The sequence below is a fragment of the Seongchinamella unica genome (assembly GCF_004354085.1).
Lineage (GTDB): Bacteria > Pseudomonadota > Gammaproteobacteria > Pseudomonadales > Halieaceae > Halioglobus > Halioglobus unicus.
Genome location: NZ_SMSE01000002.1, coordinates 181,178 through 201,051 on the forward strand (window position 1 = coordinate 181,178; position 19,874 = coordinate 201,051).

13 protein-coding genes are annotated in these 19,874 nt (G+C 60.6%); 5 read left to right on the forward strand and 8 right to left on the reverse strand.

Annotated features, from left to right (window positions below; genetic code table 11):
* Positions 1 to 8 precede the first annotated feature (8 nt).
* From E2F43_RS07930 to E2F43_RS07960, 7 genes are all read right to left on the reverse strand, one after another.
* Positions 9 to 881 (reverse strand): NAD(P)H-binding protein, encoded by an 873-nt coding sequence (locus tag E2F43_RS07930; RefSeq protein ID WP_165954238.1) that lies wholly within the window; start codon positions 879 to 881, stop codon positions 9 to 11.
* Positions 874 to 2,565: an HAD family hydrolase gene (locus E2F43_RS07935; RefSeq protein WP_133211455.1), complete on the reverse strand. Its 1,692-nt coding sequence runs from the start codon at positions 2,563 to 2,565 to the stop codon at positions 874 to 876. The genes E2F43_RS07930 and E2F43_RS07935 overlap by 8 nt, the downstream gene beginning before the upstream one ends.
* Complete coding sequence (locus E2F43_RS07940) at positions 2,546 to 5,278, reverse strand: M1 family metallopeptidase (protein WP_133211457.1); 2,733 nt, start codon at positions 5,276 to 5,278, stop codon at positions 2,546 to 2,548. Before E2F43_RS07940 ends, E2F43_RS07935 begins: the two co-directional genes overlap by 20 nt.
* A 156-nt stretch (positions 5,279 to 5,434) precedes the next feature.
* Positions 5,435 to 7,162 carry a CAP domain-containing protein gene (locus tag E2F43_RS19225; protein ID WP_133211459.1) on the reverse strand — a complete coding sequence of 576 codons (1,728 nt, stop codon included), beginning with the start codon at positions 7,160 to 7,162 and terminating at the stop codon, positions 5,435 to 5,437.
* A 233-nt stretch (positions 7,163 to 7,395) separates the two neighbouring features.
* A complete protein-coding gene (locus E2F43_RS07950) occupies positions 7,396 to 8,415 on the reverse strand; it encodes an SDR family NAD(P)-dependent oxidoreductase (protein ID WP_133211461.1) in 1,020 nt (339 codons plus the stop codon).
* An 85-nt stretch (positions 8,416 to 8,500) separates the two neighbouring features.
* Positions 8,501 to 10,609 (reverse strand): molybdopterin-dependent oxidoreductase, encoded by a 2,109-nt coding sequence (locus E2F43_RS07955; RefSeq protein ID WP_133211463.1) that lies wholly within the window; start codon positions 10,607 to 10,609, stop codon positions 8,501 to 8,503.
* Positions 10,610 to 10,641: 32 nt separating this feature from the next.
* On the reverse strand, positions 10,642 to 12,366 hold the full coding sequence (locus tag E2F43_RS07960; RefSeq protein ID WP_238946804.1) for a class I adenylate-forming enzyme family protein: 1,725 nt from the start codon (positions 12,364 to 12,366) through the stop codon (positions 10,642 to 10,644).
* Positions 12,367 to 12,581: 215 nt separating this feature from the next.
* Between E2F43_RS07960 and E2F43_RS07965 the strand changes: the two genes are divergently transcribed.
* The 5 genes from E2F43_RS07965 to E2F43_RS07985 are packed head-to-tail and all read left to right on the forward strand — an operon-like array spanning position 12,582 to position 18,321.
* Positions 12,582 to 14,000: a DUF3336 domain-containing protein gene (locus E2F43_RS07965; protein WP_133211465.1), complete on the forward strand. Its 1,419-nt coding sequence runs from the start codon at positions 12,582 to 12,584 to the stop codon at positions 13,998 to 14,000.
* 45 nt (positions 14,001 to 14,045) lie between these two features.
* Positions 14,046 to 15,089, forward strand: coding sequence for a glutathione S-transferase N-terminal domain-containing protein (locus tag E2F43_RS07970; RefSeq protein ID WP_133211467.1), 1,044 nt, complete (start codon positions 14,046 to 14,048; stop codon positions 15,087 to 15,089).
* A 28-nt stretch (positions 15,090 to 15,117) separates the two neighbouring features.
* Positions 15,118 to 16,074, forward strand: coding sequence for an NAD(P)H-dependent flavin oxidoreductase (locus E2F43_RS07975; protein WP_133211469.1), 957 nt, complete (start codon positions 15,118 to 15,120; stop codon positions 16,072 to 16,074).
* A gap of 9 nt (positions 16,075 to 16,083) precedes the next feature.
* A complete protein-coding gene (locus tag E2F43_RS07980; protein WP_133211471.1) occupies positions 16,084 to 17,196 on the forward strand; it encodes a glutathione S-transferase family protein in 1,113 nt (370 codons plus the stop codon).
* A gap of 24 nt (positions 17,197 to 17,220) precedes the next feature.
* The gene (locus E2F43_RS07985) at positions 17,221 to 18,321 is read left to right on the forward strand and encodes a DUF2855 family protein (RefSeq protein ID WP_133211473.1); all 1,101 of its coding nucleotides are present in this window, start codon (positions 17,221 to 17,223) and stop codon (positions 18,319 to 18,321) included.
* A 3-nt stretch (positions 18,322 to 18,324) separates the two neighbouring features.
* On the opposite strand, the gene E2F43_RS07990 is transcribed toward E2F43_RS07985, so the two are convergent.
* On the reverse strand, positions 18,325 to 19,869 hold the full coding sequence (locus E2F43_RS07990) for an acyl-CoA carboxylase subunit beta (protein WP_133211475.1): 1,545 nt from the start codon (positions 19,867 to 19,869) through the stop codon (positions 18,325 to 18,327).
* Between the last annotated feature and the right edge of the window lie 5 nt (positions 19,870 to 19,874).

Below are 19,874 nucleotides of genomic sequence, written 5' to 3' on the forward strand. Positions count from 1 at the left end.
TGTCCACTTTACGGCAATCCGGCCGTTTGGCAACCGTCGTCCAGCCAGGCCGCGTAACCGGACTGGTAGCTCGGATAAAGCAGTTGATAGCCTGATGACCTCAGTGCAGTATTTTTACACCGCTTGTGACTGATCGCCGTATCGGTGCCAGGCACCTGTGGGAGCGGTGTGATTCCCAGCCGCTGCGCCAGCCACGCCTCCACTTCATGGGCCGGGCAGGGACAGTCATCCACGCCGTTATAAATTGTCTCCAGCGGCTTTCCCGACTGCTCCCGGAACAGCAGGTGGGCCAAAAATCCGGCGCAGTCATCACGGTGGATTCGATTGGTATAGCGCACCGGCGTGGCCGGGCTTATCAGACCCTGCCTGATCTTTTTCACCAGCCTGCCTTCGGTAGCACCGTAAATGCCACCGCAACGGACGATAGTGGCCGGATGGCTTGCGTTCAGCAACTGTTGTTCAGCGTCGATGATGGCAACAGCGCGTCGGTCCGTGGTGCTCAGCGGTGCTGATTCGTCGATCCAGGCACCTGCCGTTTCTGCGTACACGCGGGTGCTGGACACCATGAAGCTGCGTCTGGGCCGGTGTGTGCCCAGGCCGTCCAGCAGGTTTTGCGTGGCGTCGGCGAACCCCCGCTGGTAGCCGTCAATATCCCTCGATACGGGGGTCAGTGTGGTTAGCACGTAGTCGGGCGCCAGCGCCTCTGCGAACCCCAGGCTGCCCGCCACAGTGTAGTCTCCCGGGTGCCAGATAACTCCGCTGTCATCTGCATCCGGGTGTCTGCGCAGGGCATGAATTTCCCAGTCCGACTCCAGCAGAAGCGGCGCAAGCCGGTGACCAATATCGCCGAAGCCGATAATCAGCAGGCGTGGATCAGGCATGACGGGAACCGATGCAGGCCAGTACCAGCGCCCAGAACTCGGCGAAGTCATTGACGACCACGTCGGGCTTGTAGGGATAGTGCTCGTTACCCGGGAAGATAGTGTTCAGCCACGGCAGGTCCCATTGGGCGCCATTGAAAAAAACGCTCGTTGCGCCGGCGTTTTTAGCCGCAATCGTATCGGTGGTGGAGTCTCCCACGTACCAGATGGTCCCATCCATTTCGTATCCCAGGTCTTCCACCGCTTTTTGTAACTGGTCCGGGTGCGGCTTTCTTCGCGGCGTGTCGTCGCCGCAGACCGAGGTGTGAAAATAGCCAGACCAGTTTTCGCCATCGACGTTGGACAATTCCTGGAGAAAGAATTCCCGGTCGCGGTTGGTGATAATTCCCAGTGGCATATTCAACGCCACCAGTGCTTCCAGCAGTCTCCTGACCCTGGGCTCGAAGGGAAGGGCTTTGCCGAAGTATTTTCGATAGTGCCGGTTGAAGGCCCTGTGGGCGATGCGCTTGGCCTCGTTGTCCTCGCCAAACAGTACTTCGAATATATCCGTGCGAGAGATTTTGCGGTCGGCCTTGACCCTGGGATGCAGTCGTTGTCGCTCTCGCACATAGTCTACCAGGCGCTGGTCTTCCGGTGACTTGGACGCCTCGGCCTTCACCAGGCGGTCCACCAGTCCCAGTTGGGCCAGTTCCGGCAGCAGGTCGTCTACCGCGTGATACATGGCATCCAGGGTATCCACCAGGGTCGCGTGCCAGTCGAAAAGGATCAATTGCGGCGGCGTCAGGTTGGCCACGGCGGGATGCCAGTCGGGTTCGACGTGGGGTGGTAAGGGTTCGCGCGGAGGCCGCCTTTGCGGTCGCGCCTGTCCGGTGACGCGGTCCGGTGCGGCCCGTGCCAGTGCATCGAGCAACTGTTCAAAATCATCGACCACAGCCTGTGGCCGCCCACCCCGGTTGTCGCCGGCGCTGAAGGTCTGCTTGAGTTCAGGTGGTGACAACAGGCCGGCGTTGTAGAAGACCGGGGTAAGTCCCGCCGCCCCGGCGGTGATCATGTCGGTAACGCTGTCTCCCACGTACCAGACCTCCGGTCCGGGGTCGACGCCGAGTTGTGCGCAGGCGTAGAGCAGCATATCCGGCGCCGGTTTATGGCGTCCTGCCTCGTCGCCACAGCAACTGGTGGCAAACAACGTCGGCCAGGCGCCATCGTCAAGGCGGCAGATTTCGTTGTCAAAAAATTCCCGACTGCGATTGGTGGCAACCCCCAGGGGGATGCCCAGTGTATTCAGGTATCGCAGGTAGTCGGATATGCCTTCCTGGTAGGGATAGACCTCTCCGTAGAACTTGCGATAACTTTCATTGTAGGCGCGGTGCGCGATTGACCGCGCCTCTTCGTCATCGGCAAACAGGGCGTCAAATATCTCCGTTCGGGAAATGCGCCGCTCCGCCAGGACCCTGGGGTGCAGTTTGCGGAAAATCCGGATGTAGCGAATCAGCTTTTCGTCGTCACGGCTGCTTGCTTCCGCTTCGGGTACCAGACGGTCTATCAGTCCCAGTTCTTCCAGTTGCGGCAACATATCCTCGATTGCCTGGTACATTGCATCCAGGGTATTGACCAGGGTACCGTGCCAGTCGAACAGGATGGCGCGGGGAGGGAGGAGTGGCCGGCTAGCTTCCAGTGTTGCCATAGCGCTCGACGAAGGCTGCGCACAGCCTGATTTTTTCCAGCGATTTTGCCAGGTAGCGAGGACCGGACTCGTAGTTGGCAATGACCGGTGAGAAAACTGCCGCCACCGACGCCGCGTCCGCTTCGCTGCAGAAGCTGTCGAAGTATCGGGGAGCCTGCCCCTTCTGCCAGGTGGGGATCCTGGCGATGACAGCGTCGAAATTGTCCTGCATCCACTGCCACATGGCCTGTTGGTGCTCTGGGATATCCATCTGCCCGGAAATGATATAGCCGAATTCGTTGACCGCCACGTCCGGTGACAGGATGGCGGCTCGCAGTTTTGCTGCGACCACCGGGTCCTCGCTGCGCGCCAGGGCCTGGAGGTGTCGCTCCCTCAGGGTCACGTTTTGCTGCTCGAGAAACTGCTTCCATAGCAGGTCGGTAAACGGTTTGCCCAATGTCTCGACACCGGCCAGCAGGGCGATATAGGCATAGTTGGCATCAATACGCTCGGGGTGAATCTGCTCATCGTCGCCGAAACCGGTGTAGCGTTTCGCCAGTCCGGTAAGTTCCTCTAGCAGGGCTTCATCCCTGGCTCTCAGGGCGAGGGTGGACACCATGAACATGCGGTACTGGTTCTGGTCCGGGGTCAGGGCATCCAGTGCATCGAGTTGCGCAAGCCGGGGTCGGTACCACTCGGCGAGCAGGGTGCGCAGTAGCTGTTGTTGTTCCGGCGTGGAACCGTGGTCCAGCAGGGTGTAGATAGTGTCCCGGGGCCGGATGGAGACCCGCCATGAATCAGATCCGGCGATCACCGGCGCGGCTGCGAGAAAGTCATCCATTGTCATGTTGCCAGCGGAGACCGCCGATATCACACTGCCGGCCACCGAAATCTGTTCATGAGTACTGAGCTCGTCAAAGCGTTGCAGTAATGCCTGCCACTGTTCGCCGGGCAGGTTGAAGCGGTAATAGCTGGAGCCGTTGCTGTTGGGCAGCACTGCCTCGGGGCAGCGTTCAGTGATCAGGCTGACGTTCTGGCTGGCACCCTGGGCGATAAAGCATTGTTGTTTGGGACCTGCGTCAGTGAACAGGGTGACGCAGGCCGGTATGGTCCAGCTCTGGTCGGGAGAACCGCGGGACCCCAGCGGTAGATAGCGTTGCTGAGACATGGACAACTGCGGACCATCAATCCCGCAGTCCAGGGCCATGGTGAGCTCGGGTACCCCCGCCTGTTCAATAAAACTGCGGAACGCTTCCTGTAGTACAGCGCCGTCTGCCTGGGGATTTGCCTCGGTGATCGCGGTAATGAAGTCTTTCGCAGTGGTGTTTTTCCAGGCGTATTTTTTCATGTAACGACGGATGCCGCGACGCAGGTTCTCGCGACCGAGAAACTCCTCGAACATGGCCAGTACGCCGCCGCCCTTGGCATAGGTGATTCCATCGTAAGCGGCGCCAATGTCCTCGTGATGGATAATGGGTTCGCGTATGCGCCTGGCGCTGGCCAGGCTGTCTTCGTTCATTGCCCAGGCGGAGCCATTGAACAGCGCGTCCAGGTAGTGACCATCGGGATATAGCTCATCCAGGGTGATGTGGGCATGCCAGGTGGCAAAGGATTCCTTCAACCACAGGTCGTCCCACCATGCCGGTGTGACCAGGTTGCCGAACCACTGATGTGACAGCTCATGAGCGTGAGTGTTGAAATAATTGTACTTATCAAATACTGAAGCGGACTCATCCAGCAGGATCAACTGTTCCCGGTAGGTGATAGCCCCGGCGTTTTCCATGGCGCCACTGGCAAAATCTGGAATAGCGATGACATCCAGTTTGGCGTAGGGGTAGGCCGTATCAAAATAATCCTCCATCGCCGTGAGAATGTCAGCGGTGTGTTCAAGGGCGTAGTGGATCTCCTCGCCTCTCCCGCGGGTGGTGATGCCACGGAGTGGGATCTCCCGTTCCCTGACCGCGGTTTCCGGAATCGACTCCCATTCGACGACGTCAAAGGGACCTACAGCGAATGCCACCAGATAGGAGGGCAGGGGTTTGGTGGTGGCGAAGGTCAGGGTTTTCCAGCCGTCACCTTTGACCTGTTCTGCAATCTGCGGCGTGTTGGCTATACCAATCTGGTCCTCTGGTATGGTCAACTGCACATCAAAGGGGACCTTGAAACCCGGCTGGTCAAAGGCCGGAAATGCCAACCGCGCAGAGGTGGCCTCAAACTGGGTGAACGCATAGGCGAGCTCGCCCTTGTCTACCCGGTACAGTCCTTCAAGCCGGGTATTGAAGGGTGCCCGGTAAGAGAAGGACAGGCTCAGCTCTCCCGCCGGCAACGCCTGCTCGGCAGTCAGGTTCACCACCCCGCCCTCGGTCAGCTGCTTCCAGTCCAGGTTTATCGTCCTGCCGTCGTCCAACAGGGCTTTCGCCTCACTGATCTCAAGGTCCCGCCCATGCAGGTAAAGGGTCCTGGTCGCATGCTGCAGTGAGGCCCTGATTCTCGCCTCTCCGGAGAAGGCCTCCCGCCGCGGGTCGACGGTCAGCTGCAGGCTGTAATTCAGCGGGGCGGCGTTGGCCGGCAACAGGCCATCGGGCACAGGCTCTTCGATCACCCCGCTGGTATGGGCAACCGTCGATACTGCAGCGGGTTGTATGGCCGTCCTGTCGGACTCGTCAACACCGCAGGCGGTAACTGCGAACAGCAACGCGGTGCCGAAAGCGCTCGCCATAGTCTTGATTTGCATGGGGCTATCCCTGGCAGGCTATTTGTTGGTCTTGTAAATGCAGCGCGGGCAAGTCATGGCTTGCCCGCGCTCCGGCGGGAAGAAGTATAGGCCAGTCAGGGACAATTTTCTGCTGTATTTCCCTGCAAACTATCAGGGAATATCTGCCCTGCAGGCCTAGTAGCCCCTGCCGAACACCTGGGTCCAGTAGGTGCCGTAATCGCTGCTGGCGTTGTAGTAGCGAGCCGTACCCATCTCGTCGAAAGATGGGTTCATCAGATTGGCACAGTGCCCGTCGCTGTCGATCCACCCCTGTAACACGGTGCCTACCGAACTGTATCCGGCGGCTATGTTCTCGCCCAGGGCGCTCCAGTTGTAGCCTGCAGCGGTTGCCCTGTTGCCAAGGTCAGATCCATCGGAGCCCGTGTGACTGAAAAAATTATTGTTGGCCATGTCGGCGGAGTGGGCACGGGCGGCAGTCTCCAGCTTGCAGTTCCATGCCAGTGGCGGGGCGGGAGAGAACACGCCGCGTGAGCCACAGTCCCTGGTGCCGGCGCGGAAATCATTGACTGAATCGAGCATCGACTGCGCTTCCGTGGATACCGCGCAGGCGCCAGCGGAACCCCCCGGGCCGCTGTTGTCCACGGGGTCGCAGCTATCGCCAATGCCGTCATTGTCGCGATCTGCCTGGCTGGGGTTATAGTCGTCGGGACAATTGTCGGTTGGCGAGTTTACACCGTCGTTGTCCGGGTCGAGATTATTGAAGCTGTCGCAGGCATCGCCAATGCCGTCGCCGTCACTGTCGGCCTGGGAAGGATTGGATATGCTGGGACAGTTGTCCCCGGCGTTGCTGACGTAACCTTCGGGCTGTTCAATATCGGCGATCGAGTCGGCGGCATCACCAAAGCCGTCGGCATCCGCATCGCGGTAGTAGGTGGTGGTGCTGAACCCTTCGTCGGTCAGGCCGTCACAATCGTTGTCTGTGGCATCGAACTGTTCAGGGGCGCCGGGGAATATGTCGCTGTTGTTATCGTCGCAATCACCGGCCTCGGTCGTGTAACCCGGCAGCGGTTCCAGCGACGACATGCTCCCGGTTTCGACACCGTAACCGTCGCCATCCACGTCGCGGAAATAGGTAAGCAACTGCTCGTCAATGTTTCCGTCGCAGTTATTGTCCCTGTTGTCAGCGACTTCCGGTGCGTCGGGATGTTGCCCGGCATCGTTGTCGTTACAGTCGAGATTATTTCTGACGAAGCCGCCGGGTTTGCGCCGGGACATGCGGGATACCGCGGGATCACCGAAGCCGTCGCCGTCGATATCCCGGTAGTAGGTCTCATCGACGAAGCCCTCATCAATGCGACCGTTGCAGTTGTTGTCCACACCGTCTTCCAGTTCGCTGGTCCATGGGTGGATGTCGGCGCTGTCGTCATTGCAATCGAGGTTATTAATCACGTAGCCGTCAGGTTGGCTGGCGGCAAGGAGCGAGTCATTGGCACTGCCATAGTCATCGCCATCCCGGTCGGCATACCAGGTCCTGGTACTGTTGGCCGGTTCAAACTCGGCAGCGAGCGGTATGTCGCCGTCGAACTGCTGGTACTGCTCGGCAAGTGGCGCTATGGTCGCCAGGCAGACGCTGGTGGGGGAGGGGGTGCACAGGCCGGTCCAGCGCACGAAACGATAGCCCGGTGCGGGGAGGGCGGTAAAGGTGTCAGTGGTCGATTGGGTGATCTCAAAGGCGCATTCAGCCTGGTCACAGTCCAGGCTCCCGGAGCCGGAAATGATCTCGCCCGTGGCGTCCGTGTTGACAATGAGGCGACAACTGGCCAGCAGGATCACGCTCAGGCACAGCCCCATCATTCGCGGAGCCTGCTTTACCTGCCAGTTCTTTTCCTTGCTGGTTATCACCACCAATCTTCCGGACCTGCTTCTCAGTTTCGCCACTATTGAAGTGCAAGACCGGCAGCTGCTCCATTGTTTTTACGACTTTTCTCCAGTTTTCTTCTCGAAACTGTGACCGCAGTGGAAAAAATGAGCAAGATTCGCGACGCCTGACCGGACGATCGCCCGCCGACAGCCCCCACTGCTGGTAATAGCCCGTGCGGCCGACGGCCAGCCTTGCAGCTCGATGCCGAGGTCTGTCAGCCGAGGTAGCCGGAGGTCATTTCCTCGGCGGTCTGCCACAGTTTTTTCGCCATGGCAGTATTGGTCATGTGATGTGGGCCGCTGACGATGACCGGGTTGCAGTCTTCAAAGTAAGCGCCTGATACGCCGGCCAGGGCGGGGTTGGTCGCCACGTAAAGTTGGGTGGCTGACCCCTGGGCAGGAGACTTGGCGATGAGTCCACCCAGCAGTTCAAAGGCACGGCGCACCACCAGCGGCGCGGTGCGCGCGATACTGGTCTTTACCAGTCCGGGGTGGATGGCATTGCTGGTAACGCCGGTGCCTTCCAGTCGCTGGGCCAGTTCCAGTGAGAACAGGGCATTGGCGAGTTTGGAGCGGCCGTAGGCTTCGCTCGCATCAAAGGCTTTTTCCCCCCTCAGGTTGTCGAAGTCGATGCCTTCCGGTGGCGCCTGGCGATAGCCCGAGCGACTGCTGACGTGGACCACCCGCCCCTGTCCACGCGCCATCATCGGCGGTAGCAGGTGATTCAGCAGCACGAAGTGACCCAGGAAGTTGACCATAAACATTTTTTCAATACCGTTGATCAACTGCAGGTCACCAAAGGTGTTGATGCCGGCATTGAGCACCACCATGTCAGGTGTGACACCCAGGGCAGACACTGCCGAGGCGCAGTCCACCGCAGACTGGAAATCCGCGAGTTCCAGCGCCAGTGGTGTGGTTTCGCCGGCTACGCTGGCACAGGCGGTTTCGGCCTTTGCCAGTGTTCGTCCGGTGCCCAGTACATGGGCGCCGCGCAATGCCAGTACGCGCATGGTCTCGAAGCCCAGGCCGGAATTGCAGCCGGTGACCAGTGCCACCTTGCCACTGAGGTCCAGGCCCGCAGTCACTTCCTCCCCGGTGGACTCTGCGCCAAAGTTGCTTACCGGCAGGCTGCGGTCGATACTGACTTGGTAGGTGTCGCCGCCACACGCGGAAAGCGTGCCGGCTGCACCGAGTGCGGCAGTGGAGGCTAACATCTGGCGGCGGGTCATTGGCATGGCGTAGTGCTCCGGTCGCAACTTTCAGGGCATGTTGGTATGGCTGCCGGGACTGCACTGCAGGCTGGCGGCAAGCGCATCCTCATTATAGCGGCGTTACCGTCACTGCCACGCCATTCACTGCAGCGTTGCCGGACAGGGCGTCGAGGTACTGCTCATCGGTGACATCGTTGCAACTGACGCCCGGTCGCCGGCTCGCTTCCGTCAGGCGGACTCCCGGCCGCTGGTGGCCATAGCCATGGGGCAGGCTGACCACGCCCGGCATCATGTCGGCAGAAGCCTCGGCGATTGCTTCCACAGAGCCGACCCGTGAGCTGAGCGCTACCTGGGCGCCCTCCGTGATGTTCAATTGTTCCATGTCGGCAGGGTTCATCATCAGCGTGCAGCGGTCGCGGCCTTTCACCAGCCGGTGATAATTGTGCATCCAGGAATTATTGGAGCGCACGTGGCGCCGGCCTATCAGGCGCAGCGCTTGAGCGCCATCCTGGTCGAACTCCCGGCGCAGGCGCTGCAGGTCGGCCAGTGGCTCGGGGGTATTGCAGCGGATGATTTTGTCCCTGGTGGCCAGGCGTTCCGGCAACTGCGATTGCAAGGGTCCCAGGTCCAGGCCTGAGGGATATTCCCTGAGCATTGCCAGTGACAGGCCCCGTTCGGCCCAGGGACCGTGCCGAAGCCCCATGTCGACGATCTCGGCCGGTGGCGCCGACGGCTGCTCTGGCAGGTCCAGCAGCCGTTCCAGCCGCTTCCCCAACTCGGTGAATATCTCCCAGTCATGCAGGCTGCCCTCGGGTTTATCGAATACCGGCGGGTTGTAACGGGCGGTGTTCCGGATTGCCAGCACATGGAAGGACAAATCGTAATGGTCGTGCTCCAGGGGCGAGGTGGGCGGCAGGATAATGTCTGCGTGGCGTGTGGTTTCGTTGATGTAGGGGTCCAGCGAAACCATGAAATCAAGGGTCGGCAGCGCCTCGTCCAGCCGCCTGCCGTTAGGGGTGGACAGCACCGGGTTGCCAGCCCCGGTAAATAGTACCCTGATCTGCCCGTCACCCGGAGTCATGATCTCCTCGGCCAGCGCGCTGGCAGGTAACTCGCGGTCGAATTCCGGCAGTGAACGCACCCGACTATGGTGCCTGCCGAATCCGCCCGGACCGCTGCTGGCCACGGTGTCCACAGCGGGGGTGGTGAACAGGCTGCCACCGGGCTTGTCCAGATTTCCGGTAGCGATATTGATCAGCTGGCTCAGCCACTGGCACAGGGCGCCATAGGCCTGGGTAGATATCCCCATGCGCCCGTAACAGATGCCCCGCTCGGCCGCGGCCAGCTCCCGGGCTATCTCGCGTGTGCTGTGGGCGCTGATACCGGTATGGGGCTCGGCGTACTCCGGGGTGAAATCGCTAATGCTGGCAGCGACCTCATCGAGGCCATGGGTAAAGGCCGTGAGGTGGCCCGGGTCCACGAGGTCCTCGGCGAACAGGGTATTGAGAATGGCCAGCAGGAACAGGGCATCCGTTCCCGGCCGGATAAAGTGATGCTGGTCCGCCAGTTGCGCGGTCTCGCTGCGGCGCGGGTCTACGACCACCAGTTTGCCACCCCGGGCCCGCAGGGCTTTCAGTCGCTTTTTAACATCGGGTACGGTCCAGATACTGCCGTTGGAGGCCAGGGGGTTGGCTCCCAGCATCAGAAAGTAGTCGGTGTTATCCACGTCGGGGATGGGCAGCAGTAATTTGTGCCCGTAGAGCCACAGGCCCACCAGGTGGTGCGGTAACTGGTCGACGCTGGTGGCTGAAAAACGGTTATTGGTGCGGATGTGCCGGAACAGGTTGCCCTGGTGCGTCAACATGCCGTAGTTGTGTACGCTGGGGTTGCCCAGGTAAACCCCCACCGAGTGCACGCCGTGATCGCCAATGCTTTGGGCCAGTGCCGCGGCGGTGGTATCCAGCGCCTCCTCCCAATCGATCTCCTGCCACCGGGTGCTGCCGTCTTCGGCAACGACTTTCTTGACCGGACTGCGCAGACGGTCGGGGTCCTCGTGAATGTCCCGCAGGGCGACGGCTTTGGGGCAGATATGACCGCGGCTGAGCGGGTCGTTGCTGTCCCCCTTGATGGAGACGATTTCCGCGCCATCGGTTTCGATGACCAGTCCGCAGATTGCCTCGCAAAGGTGACAGGCTCGATAGTGGGTTTGGCTCGACATGGTGGTTCCCAATTCTGATGATTAACTGACGGTTAGCCTGCTTCGGCAATATCCAGCGTGTTCTGCAGCTCGCGCTTGACGAACTTGCCACTGGCGTTGCGGGGCAGGGGCGTATCCAGAATCCAGATGTAGCGTGGAATCTTGAATGCGGCGAGCTTGTCAGCGCAGAAGTCCCGGATCTCCCCCGCGCTCAGTGCCAGCCCTTCAACTGGCACGACCGCCGCCCCCACTTCCTCTCCCAGGCGTTCGTCGGGTACCGAGAATACAGCGGCCTCGGCAACCGCGTCATGCTTGAAAATGGCGACCTCGACTTCGGTACAGTAGATGTTTTCGCCGCCTCGCAGCACCATGTCCTTGGCCCTGTCCACCAGGTGGACGAAATTGTCCTCATCGACGAAACCGATGTCGCCGGTGTGCAGCCAGCCATCGACAATGGTTTCGGCCGTGGCTTCCGGGCGGTTGAGGTAACCCTTGATGATTTGCGGGCCTTTCAGGCAGATCTCCCCGGTTTCCCCCGTGGGCAGTGTGTTGCCCTCGGCGTCGACGGCCTTGACGTCGAATACTGGCAGTATTCGCCCGGCGGCGCTGGGTTTGTCGTTGAGAAAAATCCCCCAACTGCTTGCCGCTATTCCGCAGGTTTCGGTCAGGCCGTAACCCTGGGCTGGCAGGGTGGCCCCACCGCGGCGCATGACCTTCTCTGTCAGGTCGGCATGCACTGGCGCGCCACCGCCTCCCAGTATGCGCAAGGAAGATGTGTCCCGTTGGGCGAACTCCGGGTGGTTGATGATTTCCCGGCTCATAACCGGAACGCCGGAGAAATTGGTGATTTTTTCCTCCTCGATAATACGCAGTGCGTCACCGGCATCCCATTTGTACATGTGCACCAGTTTACCGCCGGTAATGGTGAACACGTGGGCGACGGCATTGTTGGCGGTGACGTGAAACAGCGGGGTGGCGATAATAGCAGCCGGTTGTGGCTGTGACTTGCCGACAGGATTTGTGGGCTCCTTGCCTTCGATCATAGCCTGGGCATTGATCTGGCTGAGGGTGGCAAACAGGGCGCTGAAGACGTTGTTGACGCAGCCCCGGTGGGTCAGTTGCGCGCCCTTGGGCCTACCTGTGGTTCCAGAGGTGTAAAAAATACACGCGTCATCCTCAGGATCGACAGCGACCTCCGGAATGGAGGGCTCTGACTGCAGTACCGCTGACCAGGGCGTTGCCCACTCGGGCACCGTATCGGTTCTTACCGCGACCGCCCGCACCTCGGGCAGCGCCTTGCGAACCTCCGCAAAGCGTTCGAGTCGCTCCCTGTCGCAGATGATCATGCGTACCGCTGAATCCTGCAGGCCATATTCCAGTTCGTCGGCCACCCACCAGGCGTTAATCCCGACACTGACAGCACCGATACTGGCAAGTGCCCAGTAGGTGAGCAACCATTCGGGGTAGTTACGCATGGCGATCGCGACCCGGTCATGCTGGCCGATGCCGTTCGCGGTGAGCCAGCCTGCGATTCTGGCGACCTGCTCGTGGGCCTCCCGGTATGTCCAGCGTTCGTCCTGGTAAATCAGGTAGTCCTTGTCGCCATGGCTGGCCGTGCCCAGCCACATATCCCGCAGCGAAGGCGGTGCCAGCGCCCAGGTTTTCAGGGTCTGGCCGGCGACTTCCGTTTCGCGAATTTCGAACATTTCGCCGGGGGCGGTCATCTGGCTGATGACCTGTGCAAGTTGCTGGTACATGCTGAGGTTCTCTTTACTCATTATGATTCTGCTGAAGAGCATAGGCGACCTTCGACCAGATCGCGAGCGGTATCGATTGTGCAAAACGCCCCCTTTAGTGTCAAAATGGTCCCCACTCCCGTTCTGCCGTCGCCAGCTGTGCCACAGTTCGGGCGCTAACAGCCAGGTGGGACCGATCATAGAGGGGCAGGCCCGTTGGATTCCCTGCGCCGCAACCAGGTTGAGGAAACGTGTATATGGCAGTCGTCACGAAATTGCAGCTGAAGCGCTCGCTGCGCAGCGCCGCTAGCTACCAGGAGTGGCTGGATGCGGCGCAGGCCTACGACCGTTATACCGGTCAGGACCTCTGGCGCAAGAAGGACTACAGCAGCCAGTATGACTATGTCTCCATTCGCATCCGGCTCGACCGCCTGCGCGGGCTCAAAGCCAGGCACGATACCCGTGGCATGCTGTTCACCCTGAACGAGGGAATTCATGGCAACATGGGCGGCATGGGCAGGGCCGGCCTTTACAGCCGCGCCAGGTGCGGCACCAAGCATCTCATCGAGGATTACATCGACGAAATCGTGCACACGCTCGAATACCTGGCCCAGGAGGACAGTTCAGGCATCAGCCCCGAGGAAAAGCTGGACTTTTTCCGGCGCGCAAGCCACTGCTTCGGCCACTCGGCTTTTATGATGAGTGGGTCGGGATCACTGCTGTTTTTCCATGTCGGGGTGGTCAAGGCCCTGGCGGAAGCTGAATTGCTGCCCAGTGTCATGTCCGGATCCAGCGGCGGTGCCATTGTCGGCAGCATGGTGTGCAGTCACCGTGACGAGGATCTTCCCGGCCTGCTGAACTCCGGGTATTTTCTTGACCGGGTGCCCGAGTCCTCAGGCAAGCAGGGGGTTGCCGATGTCGGTGAACTGGAAGAGAGTATTTCCGCCTTTATTCCGGATCTCACTTTTGAACAGGCCTTTGCCCTCACTGGCCGGGCGATGAATGTGTCCATCGCTCCGGCGGAAACCCACCAGACGTCCCGCCTGCTGAACGCCACCACGTCACCGAGCGTGTTGATTCGCAGTGCGGTCATGGCCTCGGCGGCAGTGCCGGGTATTTTCCCGCCGGTAACCCTGCAGGCCCTGGACAGCCATGGTGAACGCAAGAGTTACCTGCCTTCGCGCAAGTGGGTGGACGGCTCAGTCAGCGATGACATGCCCGCCAAGCGTCTGGCGAGACTTTATGGGGTCAATCACTACATCGTCAGCCAGACCAATCCCCATGTGCTGCCTTTTGTCACCGACGGGCATCGTAAAAACACGCCCATGGGCCTGATCGAAAATGCCGCCCGGCGTTCCGCCCGTGAATGGTTCAATGCCATGACCCTGATTCTCGATCGTGCCGACAGGAAAAACGGCACCGTGACCCAGGCTACCAGCCTGATGCGCTCGGTGATCAATCAGGACTATGTTGGCGACATCAACATCCTGCCCGACTACAAGCTATTCAACCCACTGACAATTCTGAATTTCCCCAGTGAAAAGCAGATTGACAAGCTGATTGCGTCTGGCGAGCGCTGCACCTGGCCCAAGCTGGAGATGATCCGCCAGCAGACCCGAATCAGTCGTAAGTTGCGCGACATATTGCAGCGCTATGAGGACGTACCCGTGGTTTAGCCGACACGTCCGGCATACCAATTGGCCGTAAGCGGAGGAAACAGCATGTCAGTACAACATCGGCTTGAACTGGTTGGGGCACCAGCCTCTCCCTACACCCAGAAGATGCTCGCGCTGCTGCGTTATCGCCATATCCCCTATGCGGTAAGTTGGGGGCAGCCAGGCGAATTCTGCGAAAGCCGCGGTATCGCCAAGCCCCGGCCCGTTCTGATGCCCACCTTCCTGCTGGAAGAGGCGGGGGGCGGTGTCGAGGCTGTGTGCGATTCAACGCCCATCATCCGCCGGCTGGAAGATATGTTCACCGGTCGCTCGGTGCTGCCTGCTGACCCGGCACTGGCTTTTGTAGACTATCTCATTGAGGATTTTGCCGACGAGTGGTGTACCCGGTACATGTTCCACTACCGTTGGCATCGGCAGCGCGACGCCGAGAACGCGGGCACCCTGTTGCCACTGGGCATGGACGTTTCCCTGGCCTCAGAGACCCTGCAACAGGCCAGGCGCTTTATCACTGACCGCCAGGTTGGACGGCTGTACGTGGTCGGATCCAGCGACATCACCGCGCCGGTGATCGAAGCCAGCTACCGTCGCTTTCTACAGGCGATGGAAAGTCACCTGCAGAGTCAGCAGTTCATGCTCGGGGCGCGGCCCGGTGCGGGGGACTTCGGCCTGTTCGGCCAGCTCAGTCAACTGGTTGGCTTTGATCCCACCCCGAGGGAAATCGCCCGGGAAGTTGCGCCGCGAGTTGTGGCCTGGGTGGACCTGATGCAGGACCAGAGCGGTCACCAGCCGGATGACAGTCAGTGGCTCCCGCTGCAGGAGCAACCGGCGTCGCTGCGCAGCCTGCTGGTCGAGATCGGCCGGGTATACGCCCCCGCCCAGTTGCTCAATGCCCGCGCCGTTGAGGCAGGTGAAAAGACCTGGGCGGGCGAAATCGATGGCGCCCTGTGGACACAGCAGACCTTTCCTTACCAGGCCAAGTGCCTGAAATGGACCAATGAACGCTACCGGGCACTGGGTGCGGGTGACCGCAGTCGGGTAGATTCCCTGTTGGCGGGAACCGGGGTAGAGAGCATGCTGGTACAATCCTGAGCCTTTACCCGCACCGAGGAATCACTGCATGACCGCACGGCCCGTTTGCAATCGTATTACCGAGATGACCGGCACCGACTACCCGATTATCCAGGCCCCGATGGGCTGGATTGCCCGGGCGCAACTGGCGTCGGCGGTCAGTAACGGCGGTGGCCTGGGTATTATCGAGACCTCCTCCGGCGAGCTCGACAATATCAAGGCGGAAGTCGCCAGAATGCGGGAACTCACTGACAAGCCCTTTGGCATGAATGTGGCGCTGTCTTACGTCAAGGGCAGTAACATCATTGATTTTGTTATTGAGCAGGGCATCAAGTTTGTCACCACATCCTCGGGCAGTCCCGGGGTGTGTACCGAGGCCTTCCAGGCGGCGGGCATCAAGGTGTTTCATGTGGTGCCCACGCTGGATATGGCCCTCAAGGCCATCGACTGCGGTGTCGACGGCCTGATTGTCGAAGGCGGGGAGGGCGGTGGTTTCAAGAACCCGAGCCCGGTCTCGACCATGGTGTTGTTGCCGTTGGTCCGCTCGCGGACAGAGCTACCGATCATTGCCGCTGGCGGTATTTGTGATGGCCCTTCCATGGCGGGAGCTTTCGCCATGGGCGCCGAAGGCGTGCAAATGGGCACCCGTATGCTGTCCAGCGCGGAGTCGCCCGTGCACGACAACTGGAAACAGGCCATGCTTGTCGCACGCGAAACCGATACGGTCTTTCTCAACCAGGCCTCGCGGCCCGCGTTAAGGGCTTTGCGTACCCGGTTGACGGAAGAACTTCAGCCCAAGGGCGCGTTCAATGCGATGGGGTATTTTACCCGTGTGAAAGACCTTTACTTCGGTGGCGATATGGAGGCATCCATCCCCTTGTCTGGTCAGGTGGTGGGCAGGATTGACAGAATCACCCCGGTGGCGGAGGTCCTCCAGGACACGATGGCCGGGTTCTATCAGGTCGTGGGCGAACTTGCCGGGCAGTACGCCCCCGGCCAGGCCTGAGGCGTTCATTTGTCGCCTGACACTGAATCAATACAGCCGCTGATACTGCACGGCTCAAACATTTCCTATTTCACCGGCAAGCTGGAGAACTATTTTCGTCTGCGCGGAATCCCATACCAGCTGTGCAGCATGCAGTTTCCGGCCGATAAAAAGCGCATGGAGCAGGAAGTCGGCTTGATGCAAATGCCGGTTCTGGAGCTGGGTGACGGGCGCTGGATGACCGACAGCACCAGTATTATCCAGTGGTTCGAAGCCGAGTATCCCGGGAACGGACTGGTCCCGGAGAATCCACTGCTGGCCTATTTCTGCCTGCTGATAGAAGACTGGGCCGACGAGTGGTGGTGGCGACCCGCCATGCACTACCGCTGGCATTATGCCGAAGGCGCCATGTTGCAGTCCCGTCACCTGGTAGATGAAACCCTCGCCGGGGTACCGCTGCCCGGCGGGTTAAAACGCTGGTTCATGCGCCATCGCCAGCGCTCGGGCTACACGACCGGCGACGGCATCACGCCGCAGGGTGTCGCCGGGGTGGAAGCCCTGTTCCTGCAACTGCTGGCTCAACTGCAGGCAATTTTCAGCCGCCGGCCGTTTCTGTTGGGGGACCGACCCAGCCTGGCAGATGTGGGACTGTCAGGTCCGTTTTTTCGGCATTTTGCCCTGGACCCGGTGCCCCTGGAAATCATTCGGGTACGGGCTCCGGCCGTGCTCGAGTGGGTTGCCCGCCTGTGGAACACGCGGCTTGCAGAATGTGACGGGGCCTGGCCCCAAAGCCTGCCAGACGACATCGAGCCTCTGCTGGCAGACATTGGAGCGAGCTACCTGCCTTACCTCAATGCCAATGCCCGGGCTGTGGCAGCCGGTCATCGGCGCTTTGATTCCGAAGTCGGCGGGGTCAGCTATAAACGGGCCCGCTGTTCTCGCTACCGGGTCTGGTGTCTGAAGCAATTGCGCTCACACTACAATGCGTTGGGTGAACACGACCGGCGCGCCGGTCGAGAGGTACTCGAACGAACAGGCTGCTGGGAGCCACTATGGCGGGAACGGGACTTGCCCCTGTTGCCGGGGCAGGAACAGGGCCTGCCGTTCCGCGCGTCCACTAAAATGCTGGCGGTGAATGAGTGACATGGCTGGCCGGGAGAAACGAGTATGACTGCAGTAACCGCAACCACCCTTGAAGTTCGCAAAGCCGACTGGTCCGATACCCGCCTGGTCAGCGAGGAACTGCCGGGGGCACTGGCGGAGAACGAAGTGTTGCTCGCCGTAGACCGGCTGGCGTTGACCGCCAACAATATATCCTACGCCGCGGCGGGGGACAGTCTTGGTTACTGGCGTTTTTTCCCGACCGATGAGTCCTGGGGTCGGATACCGGCGATGGGCTGGGCAGACGTTGTTGCCTCCAGCCATCCGCAGATTTCCGAGGGTGAACGGGTCTGGGGTTTCCTGCCAATGGGAACCCACCTCAGGATCCTCGCCGGCAAAGTCACCCCGCAGGGCTTTGCCGATGTCTCGCCTCACCGGGAGGGACTTGCCCCAGTGTATGCCAATTTCGATCGCGCCTCGGCCTACCCCCTCTATGAACAGGCGCGGGAAGACCAGGACTCGTTGTTGCGTGGCCTGTTCATGACCTCCTGGCTGGTGGAGGACTTTCTTGAGGTGAACGGCTTTTTTGCTTCCCGCAGCTGCCTGATTACCAGCGCATCCAGTAAAACCAGCATAGCCCTGGGGTACTGTGTAAAGCAGCGCGGTGAACTGGAAAGCGTGGCGGTGACTTCGGCTGGCAACGCCGCTTTCTGTCACAGCCTCGATTGTTACGACCGGGTGGTCAGTTATGACCAGTTGAACGTGCTGGATAGTACCCGGCCGGTGGTGATGGTGGACATGGCGGGCAGCGCCGGGATCCTCTCCGACCTGCACCATCACTACCGAGACAATATGCAGTACTCCTGCCGCATCGGGGCTACCCATCTGGAGGGTTTTGGCCCGATAGACGACCTGCCCGGCGCCAAACCGACGTTCTTTTTTGCCCCCGAACACCTGCAGACCCGCAGCAGGCAGTTGGGGGCAGCTGAGTTCATGATGCGCCTGGGGAGTGCTTATGCGGGATTCCGCCAGTTTTGTGACGGCTGGCTCAGGATCGAACAAAGCCGCGGTGCCGATGCGGTGCAGGCGGCCTACCGAAAAGTGCTTGCGGGCAGGGCAGACCCGGCCAGCGGCCAGATCATTACGCTCAGCCAGGAGGAAAAATAAGCGTCACGCCAGTGCGCGAAGCACCACCTTGCGGGTTTCCGCGGGGTCAATAACGGCATCAATTTCCGTGGCCGCCGCCGATTCGGTGGCCTTGCCGCGCTGGTACATTTCATCCAGCAGCTGGTTGAACAGGGCCTCCCGCTCGCTGGGATCCGCCGCTGCCTCCAGTTCCTTCTTGAAGCCCAGTCTAACGGCGCCCTCAAGCCCCATCGGGCCAGTCTCGCCGGTGGGCCAGGCTGCGGTGAACACCGGTACCTTGAGACTGCCTCCCGCCATGGCCATGGCGCCAAGGCCATAGGCCTTGCGCAGGATGACAGTCACCACCGGCACCGCCAATGCTGCGCCTGCCTTGAACAGTCCGGCCATGTGCAGGGCGGCACCCTGTTTTTCGCTATCGGGCCCGACCATGAATCCGGGAGTGTCGCAAAGCGAAAGCAGCGGCAGCCCCAGTTTGTCACAGAGCCCGATAAAGCGGCTGGTTTTGGCGGATGCATCGCAATCCACGGCGCCACCCAGCACCCGGCAGTCGTTGGCCAGCAGGCCCATGGGCTTGCCCTGAATACGGATGAAACCGGTAATCACGGCGCCGCCGAAGGCACGGGTCATTTCGATAAAGCTGTCCTTGTCGGCAATGGTATGGATGATGCGTCGCACGTCGTAGGCGTAGCGGCGATCGGCGGGCATCACGGTGCGCAGTGTTTCCTGGTCGGCACATTCCCAATCCGCGATTTCGCCCTGGGTGTAGCCGAGCAACTGTTTCGCCAGTGCCGTGGCCTGGGCTTCGTCATCCGCCACCAGATCAATGACCGCGTTTCCGCTCTGCACCTCTGCCGGGCCGATCTCCTTGGGGGAAAACTGGCCCAGGCCGCCTCCCTCTATCATCGCCGGACCGGCCATTCCGATCCAGGAGTTGCGGGTGGCGATGCGGATGTCGGCGCAACCGAACAGGGCGGCATTGCCGGCGAAACAGTAGCCGTTATTCACTGCGATGGTGGGCAGGGTGTTGCACAGGTTTGCCCACTGCACAAAGGAACTCACATCCAGGGTACCGCCACTGATTTGTATATCGGTATCGCCGGGTCGACCGCCGCCACCCTCGGTATACATAACCACCGGTAAACGGCGCTCCATTGCCACGTGGATAATACGGTCGAGCTTAAGGTGGTGGAAGAAACCCTGGGTGCCCGCAAGCACCGTATAGTCGTTGACGATCACCGCAGCGGCCGCCCGGGAGTCGCCAAACTGCCCTGCGTTGATGGTGGCCAGGCCAGTGATTACGCCGTCGGCGGGGGTATTGCTGCGCAGGTCTTCAAGGCTGCGCCGGGCCCGTTGAGCGGCGACTGCCAGCTGTCCGTACTCGATAAAAGAGCCCTCATCGACGAGGTCCGCAAGGTTTTCTCTCGCCGTGCGGTAGCCACTGGCATGGCGCTTGCTGACCGCCTCCTGACGCGCGGCGTCAAGGGTCATTGCCTGTTGCGCCTGTACGTCTTCCAGCTTGCTGAGATTGCCCTTGCCGGGATTAAAGGGGTGGTCGCTATTGTTGGTCATGGACA

What these genes read in the sequence shown, in the direction of transcription:
- E2F43_RS07985 (WP_133211473.1), top strand. Translation starts at nt 17,221, where the DNA reads ATGACTGCAGTAACCGCAACCACCCTTGAAGTTCGCAAAGCCGACTGG.
- E2F43_RS07960 (WP_238946804.1), bottom strand. Translation starts at nt 12,366, where the DNA reads ATGAGTAAAGAGAACCTCAGCATGTACCAGCAACTTGCACAGGTCATC.
- E2F43_RS07975 (WP_133211469.1), top strand. Translation starts at nt 15,118, where the DNA reads ATGACCGCACGGCCCGTTTGCAATCGTATTACCGAGATGACCGGCACC.
- E2F43_RS07950 (WP_133211461.1), bottom strand. Translation starts at nt 8,415, where the DNA reads ATGCCAATGACCCGCCGCCAGATGTTAGCCTCCACTGCCGCACTCGGT.
- E2F43_RS07930 (WP_165954238.1), bottom strand. Translation starts at nt 881, where the DNA reads ATGCCTGATCCACGCCTGCTGATTATCGGCTTCGGCGATATTGGTCAC.
- E2F43_RS07990 (WP_133211475.1), bottom strand. Translation starts at nt 19,869, where the DNA reads ATGACCAACAATAGCGACCACCCCTTTAATCCCGGCAAGGGCAATCTC.
- E2F43_RS07965 (WP_133211465.1), top strand. Translation starts at nt 12,582, where the DNA reads ATGGCAGTCGTCACGAAATTGCAGCTGAAGCGCTCGCTGCGCAGCGCC.
- E2F43_RS07940 (WP_133211457.1), bottom strand. Translation starts at nt 5,278, where the DNA reads ATGCAAATCAAGACTATGGCGAGCGCTTTCGGCACCGCGTTGCTGTTC.
- E2F43_RS07970 (WP_133211467.1), top strand. Translation starts at nt 14,046, where the DNA reads ATGTCAGTACAACATCGGCTTGAACTGGTTGGGGCACCAGCCTCTCCC.
- E2F43_RS07955 (WP_133211463.1), bottom strand. Translation starts at nt 10,609, where the DNA reads ATGTCGAGCCAAACCCACTATCGAGCCTGTCACCTTTGCGAGGCAATC.
- E2F43_RS07935 (WP_133211455.1), bottom strand. Translation starts at nt 2,565, where the DNA reads ATGGCAACACTGGAAGCTAGCCGGCCACTCCTCCCTCCCCGCGCCATC.